Genomic DNA, 17,798 nt, shown 5'->3' on the forward strand with positions numbered 1-17,798 from the left:
TCGACTGGGTTGAGTTGAATGAAGCGTTCGCCGCCCAAGCGCTCGCATGCATCCGCGAGCTTTCGCTACCCGTGGAGCGAGTGAATCCATACGGAGGCGCCATTGCGCTCGGTCACCCTTTAGGATGCTCTGGCGCGCGCATCGTTGGAACCCTCGCACGTCAATTGCAGCGGGCTGGCGCGCGATACGGCGTAGCAACCCTGTGTGTGGGACTCGGGCAAGGGGTTGCGACACTGCTCGAACACGTTGAATAAATGGGTGCGAAACGATTCACAGTTCTGGCTACCTAAAAGATATTCTTGCGAATCTCGAAATGAACCCTTGATCTTCTCCTACTCATGAACTATGTTTAGAACATAGTTCTATTTTTTAGATTATAGAAGTAAGCGCTTCCAGAAAGGAGACAGATTTGCGAGACAAGTTTTAGCTTCCTTTCGAATACGAATTCAGAAGTAGCGCCGAATTGGCGATGCGCATGAAAGGCAAGCTTTTGAAAGGCAAACATGACGGGAGAAAGAGGGGAAAACTTTGTTTCAACAAATCCTGATGCCTGTGGGACAATCGCTTTTCGGATCTTTCCTTGTCGGCTTTATTCCCATCCTAGTCGTACTTATTATGCTTGGCGTCTTGCGCCGACCCGCGTGGATCAGCGCGCTGACAGGTCTTATCACAGGGATCATTATCGCCTTGTTCGTTTGGAAAATTCCTGCAAACCGCGCTATCTCTGCGATGTTTGAGGGGGGCGTATTTGCGCTCTGGCCGATCATGTGGATCGTGTTCGCCGCGATGTGGCTATACAACATCAGTCAACGGACAGGGTCATTTGAGCTGTTCCGCCGCTTTATGTATCGTCACGCTACGAAAGACAAGCGAATTCAGGTTCTGATCATCGCGTTTGCATTCGGAGCGCTTATGGAGGGGATCGCCGGGTTTGGGACACCTGTCGCCATCGGCGCGGCTCTGCTTATGGGCCTCGGATTCCCTGCGCTTGAAGCGGTGGTCTACACGCTTATCTTTGATACCGCTCCTGTTGCGTTTGGCGCGCTCGGGGTGCCAATCACGGCGCTTGCCGGCGTGACAAACCTGCCTGTGGGAGACCTTTCCTCGATGGTTGGGCGTCAATTGCCGTTCTTCGCTTTTATTCTTCCGTTCTACGTATTGCTTGTCTTGGGTGGACCGAAAGCGCTTAAGGGCGCATGGCCTGCCGCGCTCGTTGGCGGCTTATCTTACTCCTTGACGCAGTTTGCCGTCTCAAACTACCTTGGACCGCAGTTGCCAGACGTCTTGGCGGCGCTGGTGTCGCTCGTCTGCCTGATTGGCTTCACAAAAATTTGGACGCCAAAAGATACAGAACAGTATCAAACCTACGCGAATGCAGTGGCTGCAGAAACGGCAGCGACAGGCAGTGGTACAATGCCAGAGCTGACTGGCGGGCAATCCTTCAAGGCGTGGCTACCCTGGCTAATGATCACCGCGATCGTCATCATCTGGACATTCCTCAAGGTGGCGGCGATTGGGACGATGAGTGTAAAGTGGCCGGGACTTAACAAGCTTGTCTATCTGACGCTCTATCACAAATCGTATGATGCTGTCTGGGTATTCCAACCACTCGGTTCCGGCACGCCGATTCTCGTCGCGGTGGTTCTGACAGCCCTCTTCCTACGCGTCGATATGAAAACCTTCTGGTTGGCGGCCTCTGATACATGGAAACAACTGCGGTTTGCCATCCTCACGGTCATGGAGATTGTGGCGCTTGCCTATTTGTACAACTACTCTGGAATGGCCTATACACTCGGTCTCGCAGTGGCGACTGTCGGCGCATTCTTTCCGTTTCTCTCCGCGTTTCTCGGCTGGATCGCCTGCTTTCTCACAGGGTCTGACACGTCATCAAACGTGCTGTTTGGGAACCTGCAAGTGGTTGCCGCAAAGCAGCTTCACTTGAATCCTGTGTTAATGGCGGCCACGAACTCGAGCGGTGCGGTCATGAGCAAAATGATTTCGCCGCAGAACGTGACGACAGGCGTTTCAACAGGTCCTCTTAAAAACCAAGAGGGGCTCGTCATTCGACGTACGTTCATGCACAGCGTCATTCTGACACTGATTCTTGGCGTGCTGGTCTTCTTGCAGGCGCACGTACTTTCCTTTATGGTTCCGTAGTATTTTCGCGCTGGAATCTGAGTGCATCACCAGGGACTGCGCAAAGCGGTCTCTGGTGATTTCTTTTCGCGCGCGAGCCCCAAGTGTGCTAGAGTAAATGTGGTGTAAGATGGACAAAAGAATGGGAACGTTTGGTGAAGGCGGGTTTTCAAAAATGGAAGATTATACGGTCAAATCCGTCGATAAAGCGTGTCATCTGCTCGAAGTGGTCAGTCGCTATCCGCAAGGGATCGCGATTACAGAACTCGCGACACAAGTGGACATGTACAAAAGCACAGTGCATCGCCTTTTGACGACGCTGTTGCGGCGTGGCTACATTGAACAGGATGAGCGAACGGGGAAGTACAAATTGGGATATGCGTTGCTCGATCTCGGGATGAAATTGCTCTCATCGATCGACTTGCGTGCAGAAGCGGCGGTTCCGTTGCGCGAACTCGCTGATTTCTCGAACGAGATTGTCCACTTGGCCCTTCTAGAACGCGGAGAGATCGTGTACATCGACAAGGTGGAGAGTGACGATACGACGCGTATGCACTCGCGCATCGGAAAACGCGTCCCTGTTCACTCGACGAGCTTGGGGAAGGTGATCCTCGCGTATCTTCCCGTGTCAGAGGCGCGTGAGATTTTGAATCAGAATGAGCGCATTCAGATGACTGATCATACGATCGTGCAAGAGGACGAACTTTTGGCTGAGATCGAGCGCGTCAAAGAGCGAGGTTACGCGTTTGATTTGGAGGAAAACGAGATCGGCGTTTGTTGCATTGCGGCGCCTATTTTTGATCACGCGAACAACGTGGTGGCGGCATGTAGCGTGTCGGGACCGAGCAGTCGAATGACGACGGAGCGACTGCACGCAATGATTCCGGTCGTCATTGCGAGTGCAAAACGGATCTCAAACCGTTTGGGACACGGTGTTCTGACAGAAGAGATGCGCACGCGCGTATAAAAAGGGCTGCCAAGCCAGCAGGCTGGCAGCCGTTCGTCAACTAAGCCAATTGCGCATAGGCAGGCGTCGTCAAGAAATCGACAAAATTGTCATCGAGCGTGATCGCCGTAAAGAGGGCGGTTGCCTCTTGAAATCTTCCGTTTTTGTACGCGTCAGCGCCGATGCTGTCGCGTATTTTTTCATTCTCTTCGTGAACAATCGTTTCAAAAAGCGCAGGCGTAAGCTTACGTCCGTCGTCGAGTACCCCTTTTTCGTGATGAATCCACTGCCACAACTGAGTGCGCGAGATCTCAGCAGTCGCCGCGTCTTCCATCAGATTGAAAATGGGTACGGCACCCGATCCGCGCAGCCACGCTTCGAGATACTGGATGCCTACGCTCACATTCGTGCGCACGCCTGCTTCCGTGATCGATCCGTTTGGAACCTCCAAAAGTTGCTCCGCAGTGACGTGTACATCTTCCCGCTTGCGATCAACCTGGTTAGGGGTTTTCATGAGTTTATTAAAAACGTCCATGGCGACGGGAACCAAGGCAGGGTGCGCCACCCACGTTCCGTCGTGACCGTCTCTCGCCTCACGCTCTTTGTCTGCCCGCACCTTTGAGAGCGCGTCCTCATTTGCGACAGGATCATTCTTAATTGGAATCTGTGCGGCCATTCCACCGATGGCAAACGCGTTGCGTCGATGGCACGTCTGGATGGTGAGCAGGGAGTATGCGCGCATAAACGGTACGGTCATCGTCACTTGAGCGCGGTCGGGAAGAATGACGTTGGGTTGATTGCGCAGTTTTTTGATGTAGCTGAAAATATAGTCCCAGCGACCGCAGTTGATTCCCGCCGCATGCTCCCGCAGCTCATAAAGAATTTCATTCATTTCAAAGGTGGCGAGAATCGTCTCGACGAGTACGGTGGCCTTGATCGTTCCTTGCGGAATTCCAAGCGCCTGCTCTGCGCGAACAAAGATGCTGTTCCAGAGGCGCGCTTCTTGGTGACTCTCCATTTTTGGCAAATAGAAATAGGGTCCAGAGCCATTTTCGAGCAAGGTTTTCACATTGTGATAAAAGTACAGGCCAAAATCAAGCAGAGCGCCCGGAATCGCCTTTTCGTCTAACGTAATATGTTTTTCATCGAGATGCCAACCGCGCGGTCTGACAATCAACACAGCCGTTTGCTCTTTCAGTCGATACGCTTTTCCTTCGGGACTTGTATAGTCGATCGTGCGGCGAATCGCGTCGCGAAGATTGATCTGTCCTTCAATCGTGTTTTCCCAGGTGGGTGAATTTGCATCCTCAAAATCGGCCATAAATGTTTTTGCGCCAGAGTTGAGTGCATTGATCACCATTTTGCGATCGCTTGAAGGCCCAGTGATTTCGACGCGACGATCTTGTAGATCGCTCGGGATGGGTGCCACCGTCCATTCCCGTTCACGAATGGCGATCGTTTCTGGCAAAAAGTCGGGTAATTTTCCTTGGTCGATCTCACGTTGACGCTCATTCCTGCGTATCAACAAAGTGTCTCGCTCATCGCGAAAGGTGCGCACCAGATCGCTTACAAATGCGAGCGCGTCCGGTGTCAGGATGGTTGCATACGAATCGTGGTATGCACCCGTGATGCTCATGCCGGTTGGTGTTTGAAATGGCATGGAATACGCCTCATTTCGTTTAAGATAATGAAACTTTCAACCTAAGCATATCATATCATACCGTTATGCATTGCGGAACATTCATCTGCAATACAGAACGACATTGAAATGAATGTTCACAAAAAAGAAGAAATAAATCGCTGAGAACACCTTCACAAATCATCTGTTATGCAATACACTGTACTATAACAACAGAAATACACCGAACTGTGTAGTACAGGTGTAGAGTGAGAGATGAGAGGAGTCTTCAGATGGGAGATCAAGCGAAACTTCAATCCCGCTCTGATGAAGAGCAAGCGCGTCAAATGGCAGCGTCGTTTCAGGAAGCGTTTCGCTGGCAAGGCATTGAGCGCCCTTATCGCGCCGAAGATGTGCTGCGTCTGCGCGGGTCTGTAACGATTGAACACACGCTTGCAAAGATGGGCAGTAAGCGCTTGTTTGAACTTTTGCACAGCGACCCTTACGTCCCGGCGCTCGGTGCACTCACGGGAAATCAGGCTGTTCAACAGGTTCGCGCAGGGCTGAAAGCGATTTATTTAAGTGGCTGGCAGGTTGCGGCAGACGCGAACCTTTCCGGACACATGTACCCTGATCAGAGTCTCTATCCTTCAAACAGTGTTCCCCATGTTGTAAAACGGATCAATCAGGCGCTTTCGCGCGCCGATCAGATCGATCACGCAGAAGGCAAGCGTGACACCTACTGGTTTGCTCCGATTGTCGCCGACGCAGAGGCGGGATTTGGCGGTCCGCTCAATGTGTTTGAGCTTATGAAATCCATGATTGAAGCGGGCGCCGCAGGCGTTCACTTTGAGGATCAGCTCGCCTCTGAGAAAAAATGTGGCCACATGGGGGGCAAGGTGCTCATTCCAACGGCGCACGCGGTTCGCAATCTGGTTGCGGCGAGACTCGCGGCTGATGTGATGGATGTGGATACGCTGATCATCGCTCGAACGGATGCAAACGGCGCTTTTCTCCTCACAAGTGATGTGGATATGCGCGATCGACCGTTTCTCACAGGTGAGCGGACGGCAGAAGGATTTTTTCAAATCCGTGGGGGGATTGAATCGGCGATTGCGCGCGGGCTCGCATATGCGCCTTACGCAGATCTCATCTGGTGTGAAACATCCGAACCAAACCTCGATGAGGCGCGTCAGTTTGCGGATGCAATTCATGAAAAGCATCCGGGCAAGTTACTCGCGTACAATTGTTCGCCATCCTTCAATTGGAAAAAGAAGCTGCCGGAAGACACGATTGAAACGTTTCAGCAGCAACTCGCAGAAATGGGCTACAAGTTTCAATTCGTGACGCTTGCTGGGTTTCACGCCCTGAATCACAGCATGTTTGAATTGGCGCGCGGCTATCGCGAACGGGGCATGGCCGCCTACTCTGAGTTGCAACAGGCTGAATTTGCGAGCGAGGCGAGCGGATACACGGCGACTCGCCATCAGCGTGAAGTGGGGACAGGTTATTTTGACGAGGTTGCCCAAGTGATCGCGGGTGGCAATGCGTCAACGACTGCGATGACCGGTTCAACGGAAGAAGAGCAATTTGTGTAAAACGGATGTGAGAATGTGCCTCACACTGCGATCGTATTCGCTCTGATAGGCTTCAAACCGAGGAGGAGGAGAGAGTATGGAATCGATTCAGCAACGCATTGAGGCGGAAGATGTTTGTGGGGTTTGCGGGGAACAACTCTCGGATGCCCACGAAATGATGACATTGACGTGTGAAATGTGCGCTCGCCACTCTGAAGAATAGTGCGCGCAAAGGGTCTGAGTGACGGCGAAAATGGTTGCGGGTGGGCGTCCGAAAGGATTCCCGCCCTTTTGCATGGGATTCTTTTCACGATCCTGATCCTATGGGATGAATTTTGTTGACAGCCTCCTTCCGACCTTGGGAAGGGCGGTTGCATATTGCGCTGTCATGCGATAGTCTACGCGAGTAGGATGGTATTCCTTCCTGAATCTTCAATGATAGGATGATGGTCTCAGTGGGTATTCGCGTAACAGTTTGGAATGAATTTCGCCACGAGAAGTCAGATGAAGCCGTACGCGCTGTGTATCCGGATGGGATTCACGAGGCGATCGCGGCTCCACTTCGCGATGCATCGTTTGAGGTTCGCACGGCAACGCTTGATGAGCCTGAACACGGGCTTAGCCAGGATGTTCTTGACGCAACGGATGTATTAGTCTGGTGGGGACATATGGCGCACGGTGACGTAGAGGATGAGGTCGTCAAGCGCGTTGTGCAGCGTGTCTGGGACGGCATGGGACTTATCGTGCTTCACTCAGGTCATTTTTCTAAGGTGTTTAAGACGCTCATGGGAACGTCGTGTGACCTCAAATGGCGAGAAGCTGGAGAGAAGGAGCGTCTTTGGGTCGTCAATCCTTCGCATCCGATTGCGCATGGCCTTGATTCGTATTTTGAACTCCCGCATGAAGAAATGTATGGTGAGCATTTTGATATTCCAGATCCAGATGAGCTTGTTTTTGTGAGTTGGTTCCAAGGCGGCGAGGTATTTCGCAGCGGATGCACATTTCATCGCGGAAACGGAAAAATCTTTTATTTCCGACCAGGGCATGAAACCCATCCAACGTATTTTGACAAAAATGTTCGCAAAGTCATTGAGAACGCGGCGCGCTATGTGGCTCCGATTCACGGCGCGAAGCCTGTTTATGGAAACGCCAAACCGCTTGAAGTCCTTTAATTCTATGTGTAGTTGAATGGAAACCCGAGTATCCACACGGCGTGGTTACTCGGGTTTTTTAACGTGTGCCAAGCATGATGACATTGACATCATTCTACGGTGTATCCTATCATTTGGTTACCATATTCTATCATTTGATAAGCGAACTTCGTCATTTGATCGTTTTTTATTTTTGGAAACAATAGATACTATATATGTATCTAACGTTTTGTAGTATACTATTCTTAGGTGATCGTAATGAGTAGAGATGTTGATTCAAACCACAATATCACGTTCGACTGTACATACCATGTTGTCTTTTGTCCGAAATATCGCCGTAAAGTGCTTGTTGAACCTATTGACGCAAGGTTAAAGGTGTTGCTTTCGGAAAAGGCAACGGACATTCAGGCGAAAATCGTTGAGATGGAAATCATGCCTGATCATGTTAGCCTTCTCATCAAGTGCGATCCGCAATACGGCATTCACAAAGTCGTTAAACAACTCAAAGGATATACGTCCAAAGTTCTTCGCGATGAATTCAAATCGCTAAAGAGTCGATTGCCAACGCTTTGGACAAATTCCTATTTTGTCACTACGGTGGGCACGGTTCAACTGGACGTAATCAAGAAGTATATCGAAGAGCAGAAATCGAGGTGAAATCATGAGAAAGGCTTACAAATACAGACTCTATCCCACGAAAGAACAAGAAGAGAAAATACAGTTCACTTTAGAGCGTTGTCGCCTACTCTACAATCGCATGCTTGAAGAACGGCGATTTGCCTATGAAACGGAGAAGGCCACACTGAATTACTACGATCAGGCCAATACACTGAATGAGCGCAAGAAGTACATTCCGTCGTTAAAACAGGTTCACTCGCAGGTGTTGCAAGATGTGATTAAACGACTGGACAAAGCGTTTCAAGCTTTCTTTCGTCGCGTGAAGGCAGGAGAGACACCTGGCTATCCGCGTTTTAAATCAGCAGGACGATACGATTCTTTTACGTACCCACAGAGCGGCTATTCGGTCTGTGGTACTAAATTAACACTCTCGAAGATTGGCGAAGTGAAACTGAAACTTCATCGTCAGCCGCAAGGGGAAATCAAAACGTGTACTGTCTTGGTGAAAAACGGGAAGTATTACGCCAGTCTGTCGTGCGAGGTAGAGTCGAATACCGCGCCAGAGTCCAAAGGAACCGTAGGGATTGATCTTGGTGTCAAATATCTTGCCATTACCTCGAATGGGGAATTTTACGAACATCCGAAGTTCCTGCGTGAATCCGAACGGAAGTTGCACAGAAAGCAACGATCCGTATCACGCAAGAAGAAAGGGTCTTCTCGTCGTGGCGAGGCCATCAGAGAACTGGCGAGATTGCATGAGCATATCGCAAATCAACGCAGGGACTACGCGCACAAAGTGTCTCGAAAACTGGTCAATGGCTACGGACTCATTGCCTTTGAAAAACTGAACGTACAAGGCATGGTGAAAAATCATCATCTTGCAAAAAGCATCGTTGATGCGTCTTGGAATCAACTCATACAGTACACCACGTACAAAGCGGAAGAAGCTGGTCGTCGTGTCGTGTTGGTTGATCCAAAGAATACGAGTCAACTCTGCTCGAACTGTGGCGAAATTGTCCATAAGAAGCAGTCTGAGCGTGTACACAGCTGCAATCATTGCGGCTATGTACAGGATCGGGATATAAACGCCGCGCAAAACATTTTGAAACGTGCGTTAGCCTAGCGTATCAACTTGGCTCGGACCGAGCCTTCAGGACATAACGTAGGCGGTTGCGTCATGCGTGTTCTGAGAAGCCCCTGCCTAAAGGCTGTGGGAGTGGTCACCGGAGTCAGGGTTTTCGCTATGCGTTGGATGATGTGGGACAAGGATTCAATGATGTGTCGATGTTAAGTCAGCTTGAACCGGATATTATCAAGCTCGATCGCGCGTTTGTGCGCGAGATTGACAAGGACGCAGACAAGCGGAGAGTCGCCAAAACCATCTCCAGATTGGCACAGTCCATTGGCTCTGTGCGTTTGGCCGAGGGAGTCGAGACGAAAGCGGAAGCGGATGTTTTATTGGAACTCGGCTTTGGGTGGCAACAAGGGTTTTACTATGGGCGACCGTCGTTTCAGCCTGTGCCTGGGGAGGCAAAGCGCGCCGAGTAGGCGCGCTTTACACTGGATGTCCTACCGAATCAGGTTTGTCCAACCCAGTCTGCCGACGCCACGTCGTGATAGCGACTGCGAATCGCTGCAAACATTTCCTCGGGAAGCGGGCCGCGTTCGAGCAGGCGCGCGTTTTCTTGCCAGCGTCCAGGCTGCGTCGTGCCGACGATCGCCGTGTGTACGCCAGGGATGCTGAGTGTGAAACGCAGCGCGACACCCACTGCGTCGGTGAGATTACCTTCTAGGAAATCGTAGCGGAGAGACTGAAATCGCTCCCAATAGGCGTGATGATACGCCTCGGTTGGCTTCTCCTTGGTTTTCCACGCTGCATTCGCAATGGGTCGCTTGGCGATCACGCCCATGTTGCGTGCGGCGGCGTGCGGAATGGTGAGTTCAATCGGCTCCTGATCCGCGATATTGACAGACGTCTGCAGCGCGTCAAACGCGCCACACTCAATGGCGTAGCGCGCGGCGGACCGATCCCCGCTGTATCCGATGTACCGCGTTTTCCCCGCCTCTTTAGCCCGGCGTAAAACATCAATCACATCGCCTTGGCGAAGCACTTCCTCACTGCAACTGTGAAGTTGTATAAGGTCGACGTGATCGGTTTTTAAGCGCGTCAGGCTGCGCTCAATCGATTTTTGCAGCATGGCGGGCGTCCAGTCAGGCTCTGCGAATCCGGCCGCGTGGCCGCACTTTGTAAAGAGGTAGAAATCACTGCGGCGATCGCTTACTGCCTCGCCGATCAGTTCTTCGCTCTCGCGGTAGCATTCCGCCGTGTCGATCACATTCAGACCAGCGTCGAGCGCTGACGCGAGCAAATTTTTTACATCCCGCACGTTGACACCCTGATAACCAATCTCAGATCCGCCAAAACCGAGCACACTGACATGCATGTCTGTGTTGCCAAAACGCCGTTTTTCCACGAAAATCCTCCTTTATTGGTAATTCTTCTACGAAAATGATTGTAACCTATAAAAAAAGGATTGAACAAGTTTAGATTTTTCTGTACCATCGGAGTACTTCGCAAGTTTCATTTTACCTTAAGGAGGGTTCCGCTTGGCACAGTTGAATCGGCAGGCGCTCGGCGTTTGGCCAGTCGTGTTTCAGTCTATCACCTATATGGCGCCAGGCGCGGCGGTCGCGTATAGCATTTACCTGTCTGCACAATACGCGGGGGGAGCGCTTACGCTGTCCGTTGTTCTCGCGCTGATCGGCGCGCTGTTTTCAGCCGTGTCGATTGGCGAGCTCGCGCGAAAGATTCCATCAGCCGGAAGTTTTTATACGTATACCAGCAAGACGCTCGGGGGCGGCGTCGGTTTCATCGTAGGCTTTATGTTCAATTTTGCCCAGTCACTCGGAGCTCCGTTTCTGCTTCTCATCATGGGTCAGGTGATCCAGGATACGGTTTCTAGCTATCTTCATGTCACCATCCCTTGGTACGTGTGGTTTTTGCTCGGGGCACTGTTTGTCTTTACGCTCTCCTATCGTGGTGTGAAACTGTCTGCCAAAACGGGGATTTGGCTTGGGCTGTTTGAACTGCTTGTCTTTTGCTTGCTCGCGTTCACGCTCATCGCAAAAGCGGGCAGCCACAATACGCTGTCCGTTTTTAACCCTAAACTCGCACTGGTCAAGGGTGCAGGCGGTTTTGGCGGCGTCTTTCAAGGCATGATCTACTGCATTCAGGCGTTCATCGGCTTTGAAGGCGCGGCGGCGCTGGCCGAAGAAACGAAGAATCCGCGCAATGTGACGCGCGCCATCTTTTGGTCGACCGTCGGCATCGGGCTGTTCTACGTGTTCACGACATACGCTGGGACCGTCGGCTGGGGCATCAACAACATGAGCTCGTTTGCGAGCAATTCGGATCCATGGCATGTTTTGGCCGTCGGTGGCTGGGGCGTCGGTTGGATTCTCGTCTTTCTCGCCATCGTAAACTCATTTATCGCAAACTCAAATGCGGCGACGACCGTCTCGACGCGGATGATGTTCTCGATGGGACGTGTTGGTGCGCTTCCGCGCGCGCTGTCCTATATCCATCCGACCTTTGAGACGCCATCTCGCGCGGCGCTCGCGCAGTTGGTCTGGACGCTCGTGCTGGGTCTTGTTTGCGGCTTTGTGCTTGGCCCGATGAATGGGTACATCATGCTTGCCACCGTGACGACGATCATCATGATCGCTATCTATCTGCTCGCCAATCTCGCGTCCCTGCTTCTCTATAGTCGGCAGCATCGCGCAGAATTTTCGATCGGCAAGCACGTGATCGTGCCGCTTCTTGGCATCGTTTTTTTCATTCCGCCACTCGCCACGTCGGTTTACCCGGTTCCGGCGTTTCCGGCAAACTTTGCGGTGCCGATCATCATCATCTGGTTCGTGCTCGGCTTGGTGTTCTATTTTAATCTGAGATCGCGCAATCCAGAGGCGCTTTTGCGGGCGAAAGATGTGTTTGTTTCGGAAGAAGTCTCGATGTAACATGAGTGGATCGGGACGTTTAGGAGCGGGAGTGAAGGTGTATGCGCATCGACTTTAACGCGGATCTCGGCGAGGGGTTTGGGCCGTACACGATCGGCGATGACGAAGCTGTCCTTGACGTCGTCACATCGGCGAATCTCGCGTGCGGGTTTCACGCGGGGGATCCGAACGTGATGATGGAGCGCATCGAGATGGCGCAAAACCGGGGAGTGCGCATCGGCGCGCACCCCGGTTACGCGGATCGCATCGGGTTTGGCAGGCGTGACATTCCACACGCGGATGAGGAGTGGATCCGAGTGATTCTCTATCAGTGGGGCGCGCTCGCGGCGCTCGCAACGCAAGTCGGCGCGCGTGTTACGCATCTTAAAATGCACGGCGCACTGTACCACAAGTCGGCGTACAGTTCTGCATGCGATCGACTGGTTGAGGCGATTTGCAAAATGGATGATCGCGTTGTACTGTTTGCGCCGTGTGGCAGCCCGCTCGCGAAAGCCGGTAGATTGGCAGGTCTCTCGGTTTGCGAAGAGATGTTTGCGGATCGCAGCTATGAACCGGATGGAACATTGACGCCGCGCAACGTAGAAGGCGCTATCTTTCACGATCCGGAGATGATTGCGCGCCGGATCGTCGACGCGCTTACGCAGGGCACCATCGCGGCACGTGACGGCACATCCGTCCCACTGCGCGCGGACACGGTGTGCATCCACGGCGATCACGCGGGGGCGGTTGAAACAGCACGCACGCTGAAGCTTCGCCTTCAGGTGAACGGCGTGGTCGTTGCCCCTTACGGAATCGGGTGAAAATGATGCACAAGGTTCACCAATCTACAATCACGGATGCGGTGTTGAATCGATTGATCGATCGGTTCGTTTCTGATCGCGATTTGTATTTTTTTGAAGATGATTCGATCATACAAAGCTTGCTGGCAATGGGAATACCTATCTACACGCCTTCTGAATTGGCACGAAGTTTCCCGACATTTTCGTTAGAGTATGGCGCAATCTATGGTTTGTGGAGTATGAATCTCACAGAGCACGTGATGGCGGCATTCCTCCAGACGGAGCAATTGCAATCTTTTGATCCTGACATTCAGCAAAGAATTTTGGAGTATCAAGTGAGATGCAAAAGAGGCCAGCTCTATCTTGAATCTTGGTTTGAAGATCATTTACCTTTGACAAGTTATACAGTGACTGTGGAAGGGCAACGATTTTATCTGCTTCAATCAAGAGACTGGCGATCTTTTTCTGCGGATGTTCGAAAAAGATGGATATTAAAGTGGTTGCGAGAATGGCATAAACGTGATGAGGGCAGCGCCGATGTAGCGATCGATGGCGCCGATGTAAGAGTACCACTTGAACTTCTTAACGAGTTCGCAGGGACATTTGCTGATCGAAGTGGCCCAAATTGCTTTGCCGCAGCCGCTGCGATGGCCGTGTGCAGAAGCAGTGTTCAGAACCTTGCACAAGCTCGTGATTTGATATTTTCATGGCTTCATCAAGAACCCTTCTTTCGATTGCTTAAGGCGCATTTGGAAACGGGGGCCATGAGGCTCTCTTTCGAATGAAAAGACAATGATTCTTGGGAGTGGAAATATGCCGAGAAACGCCGGACGAGTGCCGGGTCAGAGGATGCCTAATTTTTCGTTGCCAGACCTTGCGGGCGTGGTGCATCGACACACGGAGTATCTCGGAAAACCGCTGCTGCTCTATTTCCTGCGTGGCACGTGGTGACCGAATTGTCGTCGCCAACTCGGGGAGTTGGACAAGCAGCGCGCGGCGATTGTGGCCGCTGGCGCCGAGATTCTCTGCATCGTCGGGCAAAACCGTGCGGCGGTTGCCGCGTATTTTGCGAAGCTCGGTTACACCTTTCCCGTTCTGATCGATGAGACGCGCGAGGTGATTCAAGCGTTTGACGTGTTTCACGCGCTCTCCTTTGACGCGTACCGTATCGCGCGGCCCAGTCTCTTTCTCATCGATCGAAACGGGCAAATCGCCTATCGCTATGTGGGGCGCAATCAGGCGGACAATCCACCAAGCGATGTGCAGATGCGTGAATTGGCGGATGTGCTCGCGCGCGTGGCACAACAGGATGAATCTTCACGATGAGTGGAAGTGAACGTTTGTGACGCATGTTTTGGTAACGGGTGGAACAGGATTGATCGGCCGGCCCCTGGTGGATGCTTTGCTCGCGCGCGGCGATCGTGTGACCCTTCTGACGCGCGATGTTGACCGCGCGGTAGCGCTGTTTCACGGGCGTGTAGAAGCGATCCATTGGGAAGAGCTTGATCAAACACGCGCGGCGTACGCGGCGGTCGTGAATCTGGCGGGCGAGTCCCTGAGCGCGGGGCGCTGGACGAGTGAGCGCAAAGCGCGAATCATGGGAAGCCGCGTACAGACAACGCGTGCGCTGATTCGTGCGATTGCACAGTTTGAACAAAAACCGCGCGTTCTTGTAAACGCCTCCGCCATCGGTTATTACGACACTTCGGAGACTGCGACGTTTACTGAGCGCGATGTGTGTTTACCAGACAATTTTCTGGCGCAAGTTGTCCGTGCGTGGGAAGACGAGGCAAGCCGCGCGCGTGAGGCTTTCGTACGCGTGGTGTTTGCTCGCTTTGGCGTCGTTTTGAGTCTTGAGGGAGGCGCGCTTCCGTCACTCTTGAAACCCTACCAACTCGGCATTGGCGGCACCGTCGGATCAGGCCGACAGTGGCTTTCGTGGATCCACATTGGGGATGTGGTGGGAATGTTGCTCTTGGCGATCGACCAAACAGGTCTCTCGGGGCCGCTGAATGTGACTGCGCCCGCGCCCGTTCGCATGCGCGAAATGGGTAAGACGATCGCTTTGGCGCTGCAAAAGCCGCACTGGCTCCCCGCTCCGTCGTTTGCCTTGCGCGCGCTGCTCGGCGAGATGGCCACCCTTGTGCTTGATGGTCAGCGTGTACTTCCAACCGTCGCGCAGACGCACGGCTATGCATTCTTATATACGAACCTGCAAAATGCACTCGGAGATTTCGTGCGCACAAAGGACACAAGGAAAGCGCCATAGATGTAAAATGAGCATCCTCTTAAAGCTAGATTTCAGCAACCTCCACTATCATGATTGCATCCTAAGACTCAATCCGTGTGATGAGTCGCGTGAACGTGAAAGGCGGATGCAATCAACGTGAAACTCCCCATCGCTGTACTCTCTCCCAAATGGATCAAAACGGGCGCGCTGCTCGGTGTATCGGGAGCCATCGTGACCGTGTACGCGGCGGGCGGGTTCCCTAAATCCTCAAAAGTGATGGCGCAGCAAGTGGCGACGCCAAAGTCGATTTATGTCCAGACGGCGACCGCCAAACTGGGAACGATTGCGCAAACGCTGGCACTTACAGGCAGTGTGGTGAGTCCACAATCCATCTCGCTTTCCCCGCGCGGCGCCGGTAATGTACAGTCCATCTCGGTTCATGTTGGGCAGACGGTGCGTGCGAATCAAGTGCTTGCGCAACTTGCGAACGGAACGGCTCAGGCGCAATTGCTCGTTGCACAAGGAGGACTCGCGAGTGCGCTCGGGAAGATGGCTCAGGCGCGCCAATCGATCAATCCATATACGCTCGCATTGGCCAGTGCCAATGTCCAGGTGGCGGGCGACAAGTTGCAAACGCTGATGGCAGGAGCTGCACCCGCAAAAATTACGCAGGCGCGTGCAGCAGTCTCTGCGAACGCGCAATCGGTTACACAGTTAAACCAGCAGTACGCATGGATGAAATCAAGCAAAGGATCGCAGGCGCTCGCGCTCGCGGATGCAGAGCATGCGCTGTCTGCCTTGAAATCAGGGCAGAGTCCGCTCGCTCTGGCGGTGACCAATGCTGAGCAGGCGCTACAAGGTTTAACGAATGGGAGTGCACCGCAAAACGTTGCGGTCACTGTGCAGCAGGCAAATGCAACGGCGAGCACCGCTGCACTGCAAACGGCAGAAGGCAATTTGCAGCGCACGCAGTCGAACACGAGCCCGCAAGGGGTCGCGGTGGCGAGTGATCAGACGACGCTACAAACAGATCAGCAAAACCTTGTCAATCTACAGGGGCAACTGCAGCAGGCGGAAGCCGGGAATGGACTTTCTGCGACGGTGCAACAGTCGGTGGTGAGCGCGCAGAATACCTTGGATGCGATCAAGAGTGCGAGCAGCCCGGACGGAATCAAAGTGACACAAGATCAACAAGCGCTCGCGGCGAGTGAAGCGACACTGACTTCTCTACAGGCGCAAACTCCAGTGACGACAACCCTTCAGACGCAGATTGCGAGTGCAGAGACGGCTGTCACAAACGCCCAAGATGCACTTTCATCCGATCAGGCGGCGTGGAATGCTGCCATCGCAGCGGCGCAGAATCAACTCAATCAAGCGAGTGCGGCGGCACAGACGGCCAATCAAAACGCGGTGACAGCACTTCAAAATCAAATCAGCGCGGCGCAAGAGGCGGTCGTTTCCGCACAGGGCAAGCTGGCGGCCGATCAAGCGAATTGGACGAATGCGATCAGCGTCGCGGCCGATCAAGTCAATGCAGCAAGCGCAGCCATCTCTCAGCAAAATCTCGCCAATCAAGGAAAACTGTCGATCCTGCAGGCGGATCAGAGTCAAGCGATGCAGATCGCGGCGCGGGCGCTCGCGACGGCAAAAGCGCAGTATGCCCAGGCGCTGCGTACGGATGAACAGGCCGTGCAAATGGCGAGCGCCAATGAACAGACAGCCTTGCAGCGCATGCAGGCAACACTGCAAAAGGCGCAGGCCACGCTTCTTTCGAGTCGCGACAATCTCGCAGCGCTTCAGGCGCCGCCTCAGCCGAGTGTTCTCGCGGCGGCAAAAACGGCGATCGCCGCCGCGAAATTAAAAGTAGAAGAATTGCTTCACCCGAAAAATCAAGGAACACTTCAGGCGCTTCAGGGTGCCGTGACTGCCGCGCAGGGACGTCTGCAAATCGCGCAGCAAGCTTTAAGCAACACGGTCATTGCGGCACCCTTTCCAGGTGTCATCACCGCGATTACCGCACAGCCAGGCAATGCAGTGACTGCGGCAAAGCCGATCATCGCAATGATTGGCACAACGCTTGAACTGCAGGCGCAACTCAGCCAGCAGGACATCAATCAAGTGCACCCGGGCGAGCGCGTCCTTTTCACGCTGCCGTTTGCACCGAGTCAAAATGAGCAGGGCGTTGTCGCGTCGATCTCACCGGTTGTCAATCCACAGACACTCTCCCTCACGGTGACCATTGCGCCTGCGCGGCCGATTGTCGGTATGGCTTCAGGCGAGACGGCATCCATTCAGGTCGTGACAAAATCAGATCCGCATGCGGTGCTAGTGCCAACCGCCGCCATCAATTCACAAACCGGCGCGCCGCAAGTGTATCTGGTGAAAAACGGACGAGCACTCTTGCGCCCGGTAACGCTTGGCGCGACACAGGGCGCGTGGACGGAAGTGCTCGCGGGGGTTACAGCGGGCGATCAGGTGGTAACGCTCGGACAGACGTTCCTTGCGCCGGGCGACCACGTCACAGTTTCCAATGTGATTGCGCGGGCAAGCGGCGCGGTGACGGCAAAGCCGTCTACATCTACTTCCGCGAATCCCTCACACGCCGCCGCCCCCCACAAAGGCAAGCACCACAAAGGCAAGCACCACAAAGGCAAGCACCACAAAGGCAAGCACCACAAAGGCAAGCACCACAAAGGCAAGCACCACAAAGGCAAGCACCACAAAGG

At 53.2% G+C, this 17,798-nt stretch carries 16 protein-coding genes and 2 pseudogenes; 16 read left to right on the top strand and 2 right to left on the bottom strand.

Annotation, left to right across the window (positions count from 1 at the left end; translation table 11 throughout):
• From AYW79_RS12520 to AYW79_RS12530, 3 genes and pseudogenes are all read left to right on the top strand, one after another.
• Positions 1-254: pseudogene (locus AYW79_RS12520) on the top strand (3-oxoadipyl-CoA thiolase); the annotation flags it as partial.
• 274 nt (positions 255-528) lie between these two features.
• Positions 529-2,157, top strand: coding sequence for an L-lactate permease (locus AYW79_RS12525; RefSeq protein WP_067566555.1), 1,629 nt, complete (start codon positions 529-531; stop codon positions 2,155-2,157).
• A 109-nt stretch (positions 2,158-2,266) separates the two neighbouring features.
• Positions 2,267-3,103 carry an IclR family transcriptional regulator gene (locus AYW79_RS12530; protein ID WP_231877871.1) on the top strand — a complete coding sequence of 279 codons (837 nt, stop codon included), beginning with the start codon at positions 2,267-2,269 and terminating at the stop codon, positions 3,101-3,103.
• A 40-nt stretch (positions 3,104-3,143) separates the two neighbouring features.
• Here AYW79_RS12530 and aceB read toward each other — a convergent pair whose 3' ends face one another.
• The gene (gene aceB / locus AYW79_RS12535) at positions 3,144-4,742 is read right to left on the bottom strand and encodes a malate synthase A (RefSeq protein WP_067566561.1); all 1,599 of its coding nucleotides are present in this window, start codon (positions 4,740-4,742) and stop codon (positions 3,144-3,146) included.
• 251 nt (positions 4,743-4,993) lie between these two features.
• Between aceB and aceA the strand changes: the two genes are divergently transcribed.
• The 6 genes from aceA (at position 4,994) to AYW79_RS12560 (ending at position 9,594) form a co-directional block, all read left to right on the top strand.
• Positions 4,994-6,298 (top strand): isocitrate lyase, encoded by a 1,305-nt coding sequence (gene aceA / locus AYW79_RS12540; RefSeq protein WP_067566562.1) that lies wholly within the window; start codon positions 4,994-4,996, stop codon positions 6,296-6,298.
• Between the two features lie 76 nt (positions 6,299-6,374).
• A complete protein-coding gene (locus tag AYW79_RS16285) occupies positions 6,375-6,500 on the top strand; it encodes a hypothetical protein (RefSeq protein WP_269449068.1) in 126 nt (41 codons plus the stop codon).
• A gap of 223 nt (positions 6,501-6,723) precedes the next feature.
• Positions 6,724-7,449, top strand: a complete 726-nt coding sequence (locus AYW79_RS12545) for a ThuA domain-containing protein (protein ID WP_067566563.1) — start codon at positions 6,724-6,726, stop codon at positions 7,447-7,449.
• A 237-nt stretch (positions 7,450-7,686) separates the two neighbouring features.
• On the top strand, positions 7,687-8,085 hold the full coding sequence (gene tnpA, locus AYW79_RS12550; RefSeq protein ID WP_067566565.1) for an IS200/IS605 family transposase: 399 nt from the start codon (positions 7,687-7,689) through the stop codon (positions 8,083-8,085).
• 4 nt (positions 8,086-8,089) lie between these two features.
• Positions 8,090-9,169: an RNA-guided endonuclease InsQ/TnpB family protein gene (locus AYW79_RS12555; protein WP_067566568.1), complete on the top strand. Its 1,080-nt coding sequence runs from the start codon at positions 8,090-8,092 to the stop codon at positions 9,167-9,169.
• 47 nt (positions 9,170-9,216) lie between these two features.
• Positions 9,217-9,594 carry an EAL domain-containing protein gene (locus AYW79_RS12560; RefSeq protein ID WP_079289866.1) on the top strand — a complete coding sequence of 126 codons (378 nt, stop codon included), beginning with the start codon at positions 9,217-9,219 and terminating at the stop codon, positions 9,592-9,594.
• Between the two features lie 29 nt (positions 9,595-9,623).
• Here the strand turns inward: AYW79_RS12560 and AYW79_RS12565 are convergent, their stop codons facing one another.
• Complete coding sequence (locus tag AYW79_RS12565; protein ID WP_067566573.1) at positions 9,624-10,520, bottom strand: aldo/keto reductase; 897 nt, start codon at positions 10,518-10,520, stop codon at positions 9,624-9,626.
• Positions 10,521-10,653: 133 nt separating this feature from the next.
• Here AYW79_RS12565 and AYW79_RS12570 point away from each other — a divergent pair, with 133 nt between their 5' ends.
• The 7 genes and pseudogenes from AYW79_RS12570 to AYW79_RS12595 all read left to right on the top strand — a co-directional run.
• A complete protein-coding gene (locus AYW79_RS12570) occupies positions 10,654-12,063 on the top strand; it encodes an APC family permease (protein ID WP_067566576.1) in 1,410 nt (469 codons plus the stop codon).
• Positions 12,064-12,104: 41 nt separating this feature from the next.
• A complete protein-coding gene (locus tag AYW79_RS12575; protein ID WP_067566579.1) occupies positions 12,105-12,863 on the top strand; it encodes a LamB/YcsF family protein in 759 nt (252 codons plus the stop codon).
• Positions 12,864-12,907: 44 nt separating this feature from the next.
• On the top strand, positions 12,908-13,627 hold the full coding sequence (locus AYW79_RS12580) for a hypothetical protein (RefSeq protein WP_143216097.1): 720 nt from the start codon (positions 12,908-12,910) through the stop codon (positions 13,625-13,627).
• A gap of 28 nt (positions 13,628-13,655) precedes the next feature.
• Complete coding sequence (locus AYW79_RS15635) at positions 13,656-13,793, top strand: redoxin domain-containing protein (RefSeq protein WP_143216098.1); 138 nt, start codon at positions 13,656-13,658, stop codon at positions 13,791-13,793.
• A 12-nt stretch (positions 13,794-13,805) separates the two neighbouring features.
• Positions 13,806-14,168: pseudogene (locus AYW79_RS12585) on the top strand (peroxiredoxin family protein); the annotation flags it as partial.
• Positions 14,169-14,184: 16 nt separating this feature from the next.
• Positions 14,185-15,111: a TIGR01777 family oxidoreductase gene (locus AYW79_RS12590; protein ID WP_067566591.1), complete on the top strand. Its 927-nt coding sequence runs from the start codon at positions 14,185-14,187 to the stop codon at positions 15,109-15,111.
• 117 nt (positions 15,112-15,228) lie between these two features.
• The coding region (locus AYW79_RS12595; protein ID WP_067566596.1) for an efflux RND transporter periplasmic adaptor subunit at positions 15,229-17,798 on the top strand (2,570 nt) is incomplete at its 3' end.

Origin of the sequence: Ferroacidibacillus organovorans, from assembly GCF_001642725.1 — a bacterium.
GTDB classification, from domain to species: Bacteria; Bacillota; Bacilli; order Alicyclobacillales; family SLC66; genus Ferroacidibacillus; species Ferroacidibacillus organovorans.

Coding starts and splice junctions, on each gene's coding strand:
- AYW79_RS12575 (WP_067566579.1), top strand. CDS start 12,105: ATGCGCATCGACTTTAACGCGGATCTCGGCGAGGGGTTTGGGCCGTAC.
- aceB (WP_067566561.1), bottom strand. CDS start 4,742: ATGCCATTTCAAACACCAACCGGCATGAGCATCACGGGTGCATACCAC.
- AYW79_RS12555 (WP_067566568.1), top strand. CDS start 8,090: ATGAGAAAGGCTTACAAATACAGACTCTATCCCACGAAAGAACAAGAA.
- AYW79_RS12545 (WP_067566563.1), top strand. CDS start 6,724: ATGGTCTCAGTGGGTATTCGCGTAACAGTTTGGAATGAATTTCGCCAC.
- AYW79_RS12530 (WP_231877871.1), top strand. CDS start 2,267: ATGGACAAAAGAATGGGAACGTTTGGTGAAGGCGGGTTTTCAAAAATG.
- AYW79_RS15635 (WP_143216098.1), top strand. CDS start 13,656: ATGCCGAGAAACGCCGGACGAGTGCCGGGTCAGAGGATGCCTAATTTT.
- aceA (WP_067566562.1), top strand. CDS start 4,994: ATGGGAGATCAAGCGAAACTTCAATCCCGCTCTGATGAAGAGCAAGCG.
- tnpA (WP_067566565.1), top strand. CDS start 7,687: ATGAGTAGAGATGTTGATTCAAACCACAATATCACGTTCGACTGTACA.
- AYW79_RS16285 (WP_269449068.1), top strand. CDS start 6,375: ATGGAATCGATTCAGCAACGCATTGAGGCGGAAGATGTTTGTGGGGTT.